1 protein-coding gene is annotated in these 1,110 nt (G+C 64.9%); it reads right to left on the reverse strand.

What is annotated here, in order from left to right; genetic code table 11:
- On the reverse strand, positions 1–1,106 hold a 1,106-nt coding region (gene qcrB / locus ACZ7CH_RS40790; RefSeq protein ID WP_470376429.1), incomplete at its 3' end, for a cytochrome bc1 complex cytochrome b subunit.
- Between the last annotated feature and the right edge of the window lie 4 nt (positions 1,107–1,110).

Consider the following 1,110-nt stretch of genomic DNA (forward strand, 5'->3'; position numbering starts at 1 on the left):
TGCGCGTAGTCCTTGGTCATCCGCCGTTCGATCCACGGGTACACCGCCGCGATCCCGGTCAGCAACGGCAACCCCAGGATGAACGGCAGGAACGGCGCCGGGATCGTGTAGTTGCCCAGGTAGAACTCCCACGCCGGCCAGATGCGCACCAGGCCGTCGGTCCAGCCCATGTACCAGTCCGGCTGCGACCCCGCCGAGACCTGCGCCGGGTTGTACGGGCCGATGTTCCAGATCGGGTTGATCTGGAACACCCCACCCATGATCGCGATGACACCCACGACGACGGCGAAGAACCCGCCGCCCTTCGCCGCGAACACCGGCATGATGCGGACGCCGACGACGTTGGTCTCCTTGCGGCCCACACCGGGGAACTGGGTGTGCTTCTGGTACCACACCAGACCCAGGTGCGCGCCGATCAACCCCAGGATGATCGCCGGGATGAGCAGGATGTGCGCGGTGTAGAGCAACGGGATGATGTCCGTGCCCGGGAACTCACCGCCGAACATCAACCAGTTCAGCCACGTGCCGATCACCGGGAACGAGATCAGCAGCGCCGCCATCACCCGCAGACCGGTGCCCGAGAGCAGGTCGTCCGGCAGCGAGTAGCCCAGGAAACCCTCGATCGCACCGAGCATGAACAACACGATGCCGATGACCCAGTTGATCTCACGCGGCTTGCGGAACGCACCGGTGAAGAAGATCCGGAACATGTGCACCACGATCGCCGCCATGAACAGCAACGCAGCCCAGTGGTGCACCTGACGCACGAACAACCCGCCACGGGTCTCGAACGAGATGTCCAGCGTGGACGCGAACGCCCGCGACATCTCGATCCCCCGCAGGTTCTCGAACGCCCCGTTGTAGGTGACCTCCGTCATCGACGGGTCGAAGAACAACGCCAGGTACGTACCCGACAACAACAACACGATGAAGCTGTACAGGGCGATCTCACCGAGCAGGAACGACCAGTGCGTCGGGAACACCTTGTTCAGCTGCTTGCGCAGCCCGGAGGCCGCGTGGAACCGCTCATCGGCAGCGTTGGCCGCCGCCCCTGCGACGCGCGCGGCCGCGTTGGCCGGCTTCGTCGGCGTGGTGATGGCACTCATGACT

Source organism: Lentzea sp. NPDC037011, from assembly GCF_055607425.1.